The organism is Mycobacterium sp. (assembly GCF_035603715.1).
GTDB lineage: Bacteria > Actinomycetota > Actinomycetes > Mycobacteriales > Mycobacteriaceae > Mycobacterium.
Window position 1 is genome coordinate 1 of record NZ_DATNJW010000256.1, and the last position, 5601, is coordinate 5601.

Sequence of the window (5601 nt, forward strand, 5' to 3'; positions counted from 1 at the left end):
CGCGGGTTGGGTTAATAGCCCTCGCGGGTTCAAATCCCGCATCCTCCGCACTTAGTCCGGGATGTGACCAGGCCTGATTGGTAGGGTCTGGTCACTTCCGGATGATCAGCTCGAGGAGGAGCATGGGACGCAGGGCCGCCACGTTCTGGCACGCGACGTCTTCGGTCGCAGCCGGGGTCCTCTACTTCTTCTTCGTCCTGCCGCGGTGGCCCGAGTTGATGGGCGACACCTCACACGCTCTCGGGACGGCGGCGCGGATCGTCGCCGGCGTGTTGATCGCGCTGGCAGCGCTGCCGGTGGTGTTCACACTGCTGCAGTTGCGCAAGCCGGAGTTCGGCACGCCCGCCCTCGCATTGACGCTGCGCACCTGGTCGGTGGTGGCCCACGTGGTAGCCGGCGTGCTGATCGTCGGCACCGCGATCAGCGAAATCTGGCTGAACCTGGACAGCGTCGGCCAGTGGCTGTTCGGCATTTACGGTGCCGCCGCCGCGGTCGCAGTGCTCGGGATTTTCGCCTTCTACCTGTCGTTCGTCGCCGAACTCCCGCCGCCTCCGCCGAAACCGCTGAAGCCCAAGAAAGAGAAGAAGCAACGGCGCCGCGGCAAGAAGGACGACGAAGCCGAAGACAGCGCGGATGCTGACGAAGAAGACTCCGCCAAGGCCGCAGGGGCTGACGACGAAGCCGCGACCGCCGACGACGGCGACGACTCTAAAGACGATGAAAACCCCGAGGTCGAGGTCGAGGCGGCTGCGGTGGAAGCCGAGTCGACGGCCGATGAGGCCCCTGCCACCGAGGACGCAGTGGACGCAGCCGACACCGTTGCCGACGATTCGGCGGGTGGCCTGCGCAATCGGCGGCCGACCGGAAAAGTGTCACATCGGCGTCGGCGTCCGCGCCGCGGCGTCGCCGTCGAGGAGTGAGCCGGCCGTCGAATCCAGCCAGCTGTCGATCAGGCGGCTGACCGCGCCGATGTTGCCGAGCTGACAGTGGTTGCTCGCGTGTTCGGCCGCCGTGAAGACCCTCGTAGTCACCGACCGCGCGTTGGTCAGAGTGCCGGCTTGGCGCCCCAGCTGCGGCAGCGGCACGTAGTGGTCGTCGGCGCCTGCCAGAAGTAATACATCGCCGCGAATCCGGTGCGAAATCTTTCGGGTGCTCATCGCTGTCGTCGCGCGAAGGAAGTCATACGGCGTGGCAGCGCCGGTGACGTGCATGCCCTGCTGCAGCCCCCACTCCGACACCGGCTTGCGGGCGACGGCCCAGTCGGCGGCGGCGTTGATCAACCGCCGAGCACGGGCATCGAGTAAGGCGCGCAAAGGAATCCGAACGCCGCGACCGAGTTGGCGCGCGATGGTCTCGAAAAAGTCGTCGAGGATGTCGAACGCCACCACCTGACTGATCCGCGACTCGAAGGCGGCCGCGCGGATCACCAGACCCCCGCCCAGCGAGATTCCAACGGCGGCAACGTTATCGAGCCCATAGTGATCGAGAACGGCGCCCACCGGCTGCTCCCACTCGGGGATCATCGTGAGGCCGAAGTCCTCGAGCGCGCTCCCCTGACCGGGGCCTTCGAATACGACGATGCGCCGACCCGCATCGACCATGCTGGCGATCATCGGCAGGAACTCTTCGACGTAGCTGTCGAAGCCGCCGAACATCACGACGGTGGGACCGATCTGGCGGTCCGGTCGCAGGTCGTAGGCGGGTAGCGAGCCGGAGCCGAACGGGATGAGTTCGGGGGTCACGCCGTATGCGGTGCGCATCGCCTGGAGAAACCGTTGGCGGGCAGCGGGGCGGCGTGGGTCGGTTGGCGACAGGAAGAACTCGGCCGCTCGGTCGTAGTAGGCGCCGGCGATCGCGCGTCCCTCCCCACGAGCGCGCTCGGCCAGCGCGAGGAAGGCGTCAATCAATTCCGGGTAGGTGTTGGCATGTGATGCCAGTTCGCTCACCTCGTCGATGGCCGACGGGCCGATCCACTGGACCCAGCGGTTGCACTGGAAGTTGATGCTGATGTCGGGGTGGTACTGGCGGTAGCCGATCGGCGGGGTGCTCCCTGCCAGGTCGATACGGGGTGCTGACGCGTCCATGGTCGCTCCTATCGCAAGTTGACTTGCATTAGCATGCACCCGCGAATGCTGTATTGCAAGTAAACTTGCGATAATCTTGCGCACATGGTCACCCCGACATCGCATCGCCGCGGAGAGCATGTCCGCCAGACGGTCTTGGCCGCGGCGTTCGACGAGCTGGTCGCCAACGGATTCGACGGCGCCACCGTCGCCGGAGTTGCCAAGCGCTCGGGTGTGCACGAGACGACGGTCTACCGCCGATGGACTACTCGGGAGAACCTGCTCGTGGCCGCCCTACTCGAGCGCAGCGCCGACGCCATCCCGGCCCCGGACACCGGTTCGATCAGGGATGACCTTCTTGCGATTCTCCGAGAAGTGCTTGCCTACGTTGGCTCACCCGCGGGCACAGCGATCCTGCGTGCGGCGATGCTACCGGTCGACGACACGTATACCGAAGCGCGCAAAGGCTTTTGGGCGCAACGAATTGACGCACTGACGCCGGTGGTGGCACGCGGCGTCGAGCGCGGCGAATTACGCACCGGGACCGACGGCCGGCTGTTGCTGGAGATGTTGGTCGCGCCGATTCACGGTCGGCTGCTGCTTACCGGCGAACCCGTCGGCGACGAGTTGGCCGAGCGGCTCGTCGACCTGGCGCTCAACGGCGCCGCGTCCCGCGAACTGTGAGATGCCATTCCCGGTTCGGCGGCACTTCCCTATGCTGAGCGAGTGCCAAACACTTATCGAGTAGTTCAGTGGAACACCGGAAACGTCGGCAAGAGCTCCCTCAAATCGATCGCGGACAATCCCCTTCTGGAACTGGTGGGGTGCTTCGCCTGGTCGCCGGAGAAAGCCGGCCGTGACGCTGGCGAGCTGGTCGGCATCGCGCCGTTGGGGGTGGCCGCCACCAACGACATCGACGCCCTGCTCGCGCTGAAGCCGGACTGCGTTGTCTACAACCCGATGTGGATCAACGTCGATGAGCTGGTCCGCATTTTGTCGGCCGGCGTCAACGTGGTGACCACCGCGTCGTTCATCACCGGGCGCAACCTGGGCGACGGCCGCGACCGGATCCTCGAAGCCTGCGAGAAGGGCGGCTCCACCATGTTCGGGTCAGGCGTGAGCCCGGGCTTCGCCGAGTTGCTGGCCATCGTGTCGGCGATGGTGTGCAACCGGGTCGACAAGGTGACCGTCAACGAAGCCGCCGACACCACGTTCTACGACTCACCGGAGACCGAGAAGCCGGTCGGCTTCGGCCAGCCGATCGATCACCCGGACCTGCAGGCAATGGCCGCCAAGGGCACCGCGATCTTCGGCGAGGCCGTCGCGCTGGTGGGCGATGCTCTCGGCATCGAACTCGACGACATCCGGTGCGAGGCCGAATTCGCCCAGACCACAGCGGATCTCGAGATGGCGTCGTGGACCATCCCTGCCGGATGTGTCGCGGGTGTCTACATCAGCTGGCAGGGGATCCTCGACGGCAAGACCGTCGTCGACCTCAATGTCCGGTGGCGCAAAGGTCAGACGCTGGAACCGGACTGGAAGATCGACGGCGACGGCTGGGTCATCCAGGTCGATGGTCAGCCGACGGTGACCACCAAGGTCGGTTTCCTGCCGCCGCCGTACTTTGAGGCGACGACGATCGAAGAATTCATGGATCTCGGACACATCATGACGGCGGTGCCCGCGATCAACGCGATCCCGGCCGTCGTCGCCGCGGCGCCTGGTATCGCCACCTACGCGGATCTACCGCTGACGCTGCCGCGAGGGTTCGTCAGAACTTAACGCGCAGGGATGTTCTGGAGCTTGCCTTGGAGGTCGGGACAGTACTGAGCGATGGCGCTACCGAGGAACTGGTAGGTCTGTACCTGGGTGGTGCCCCGGGGAAGGTTGATGGAGAGAAAGTGCGCGGAGGCCGCAGCGTCGGGATCGACGCCGACACCCAACCGGTGGCAGACGATCTTGGCCAGGTACGGGTTGTAGTCGTGCGGCCCGTAGATACCGAACCGACCGAGTTGGTTGTCGAAATCAGTGTCCGGATCGGCGTATGCCGGCGCAGACAGGCTGATTGCCGCGGCGATGGCGGCGACCGCAAGACCCGTGACCTTCATGGGCTGAATAGTACCTTTGTTGAGTCTGTGTCGAACTGTCGTCCTGGCACCCATCGCCACCGATCCTCCTCGCCCGGCCGGGCCGCGGATCCGGACTCGCGCTACGGTCTCAACGCCCGCCGTGGCCGGTTTCTTTCTAGTCGCCTATTCCGATTAGAGTAGCTAAGGTTACACATAGGCTAACTAGTTGAGCATCCTTCGCACCTGGTTCAGAAATTGGAAGAAGCGCCCATGACGACGACCGAGCCGAGGACAGAGCCGTTGGCGACTCAGGGTTCTACCGGCAGCGAGGGCAAGCAGGCCGCTCGCCGGCCGGCCAAACGCAAGAGCCTGTCGGGTCTGTTCGCGCGGTACTGGCTCGTCCTCACACTCACCGTGGTCATCGCGCTGTCAGGATTCGTCGTCCACCGACTGCACGGTGTCTTCGGCATTCACAAAGGCTCGTTCGGTGGCGGTACGTCGGGCGAGGTCCTCGACAGTTTCAACGCCAAGACGGTCACTCTCCAGGTCTGGGGCCCACCCGGCAGCACGGCCACCATCAACTACCTCGACGAAAACACCCATCCGCAGCAGGCCCTCAACGTGCCCTTGCCGTGGAGCAAAACCTTGAGTTCGACGAAACCCGGCATCCCGGCCAACCTGGTGGCACAAGGCGACGGCAGTTGGATTGCCTGCCAATTCGTGGTGAACAAGCACGACGGGAGCGGTGACGTCATCAAGACTCCGAATCGCTCGGACGCCAACGAAGACGTCAATGCCTTCGTCTACTGCCTGGACAAGTCCGCATGAGCGAGACCACCGAGGCTGCGCCGCGCGTCGACCAACCGCTGATCCCGCCATTCCTGCCGAAGTGGATCCATCGGCTGGCGCTGCCGATCGTCCTGGTGTGGCTGGGCATTGTGTTCGTCACGAATACGATCGCGCCGCAGCTGGAGGTCGTCTCCAAAAACCACTCGGTGTCGCAGAGTCCCAAAGACGCGGTGTCGTTCCAGTCGATGATGCGCGTCGGAAAAACGTTCAACGAGTTCAGTTCCGACAGCTCGGCGATGGTGCTGCTGGAGGGCGACAAGCCACTGGGGGCGGAAGCGCACCATTATTACGACGAGATCGTGAGGCGACTCGAGCGAGACAAGAAACACGTTCAGCACATCCAGGATTTCTGGAGTGATCCGCTGACCGCCGCGGGCTCCCAGAGCCACGACCAAAAGGCCGCGTACGTCCAGGTCTACCTCGCCGGCAACATGGGCAGTGGTTTGTCCACCGAGTCCAGCGAGGCTGTGCGAAAGATCGTGGACTCGGTGCCTGCGCCGCCGGGAATCAAGGCCTACGTCACCGGGGCGGGTCCGCTGATCGCCGATCAGTCCCACGCGGGCGAGAAGGGCGTCGCGAAAGTCACCCTCGTCACCATCCTGGTGATTCTGGTGATGCTG

General features: G+C 64.6%; 7 protein-coding genes. 5 read left to right on the forward strand and 2 right to left on the reverse strand.

The window, feature by feature from the left end; translation table 11 throughout:
- The first annotated feature begins 122 nt into the window (after positions 1-122).
- Positions 123-920: a hypothetical protein gene (locus VN856_RS10825; protein ID WP_325688807.1), complete on the forward strand. Its 798-nt coding sequence runs from the start codon at positions 123-125 to the stop codon at positions 918-920.
- On the opposite strand, the gene VN856_RS10830 is transcribed toward VN856_RS10825, so the two are convergent.
- Positions 873-2084, reverse strand: coding sequence for an alpha/beta fold hydrolase (locus VN856_RS10830; RefSeq protein ID WP_325688809.1), 1212 nt, complete (start codon positions 2082-2084; stop codon positions 873-875). The two genes, VN856_RS10825 and VN856_RS10830, sit on opposite strands and share 48 nt — an antisense overlap.
- An 84-nt stretch (positions 2085-2168) precedes the next feature.
- Here VN856_RS10830 and VN856_RS10835 point away from each other — a divergent pair, with 84 nt between their 5' ends.
- Both VN856_RS10835 and VN856_RS10840 read left to right on the forward strand, forming a co-directional pair.
- A complete protein-coding gene (locus VN856_RS10835) occupies positions 2169-2747 on the forward strand; it encodes a TetR/AcrR family transcriptional regulator (RefSeq protein WP_325688811.1) in 579 nt (192 codons plus the stop codon).
- Between the two features lie 42 nt (positions 2748-2789).
- Positions 2790-3845, forward strand: a complete 1056-nt coding sequence (locus VN856_RS10840) for a dihydrodipicolinate reductase (RefSeq protein WP_325688813.1) — start codon at positions 2790-2792, stop codon at positions 3843-3845.
- Here VN856_RS10840 and VN856_RS10845 read toward each other — a convergent pair.
- Positions 3842-4171, reverse strand: coding sequence for a DUF732 domain-containing protein (locus VN856_RS10845; protein WP_325688815.1), 330 nt, complete (start codon positions 4169-4171; stop codon positions 3842-3844). The genes VN856_RS10840 and VN856_RS10845 overlap by 4 nt on opposite strands.
- 231 nt (positions 4172-4402) lie before the next feature.
- Between VN856_RS10845 and VN856_RS10850 the strand changes: the two genes are divergently transcribed.
- Together VN856_RS10850 and VN856_RS10855 are read left to right on the forward strand one after the other, a co-directional pair.
- The gene (locus VN856_RS10850) at positions 4403-4960 is read left to right on the forward strand and encodes an MmpS family transport accessory protein (protein ID WP_325688817.1); all 558 of its coding nucleotides are present in this window, start codon (positions 4403-4405) and stop codon (positions 4958-4960) included.
- Positions 4957-5601 (forward strand): MMPL family transporter (locus tag VN856_RS10855; RefSeq protein WP_325688819.1); only part of this gene is annotated, 645 nt, incomplete at its 3' end. The genes VN856_RS10850 and VN856_RS10855, both read left to right, overlap by 4 nt.

Excerpts from the sequence above, each read along its gene's own strand:
- VN856_RS10825 (WP_325688807.1), top strand. The coding sequence starts at position 123 with ATGGGACGCAGGGCCGCCACGTTCTGGCACGCGACGTCTTCGGTCGCA.
- VN856_RS10830 (WP_325688809.1), bottom strand. The coding sequence starts at position 2,084 with ATGGACGCGTCAGCACCCCGTATCGACCTGGCAGGGAGCACCCCGCCG.
- VN856_RS10835 (WP_325688811.1), top strand. The coding sequence starts at position 2,169 with ATGGTCACCCCGACATCGCATCGCCGCGGAGAGCATGTCCGCCAGACG.
- VN856_RS10845 (WP_325688815.1), bottom strand. The coding sequence starts at position 4,171 with ATGAAGGTCACGGGTCTTGCGGTCGCCGCCATCGCCGCGGCAATCAGC.
- VN856_RS10850 (WP_325688817.1), top strand. The coding sequence starts at position 4,403 with ATGACGACGACCGAGCCGAGGACAGAGCCGTTGGCGACTCAGGGTTCT.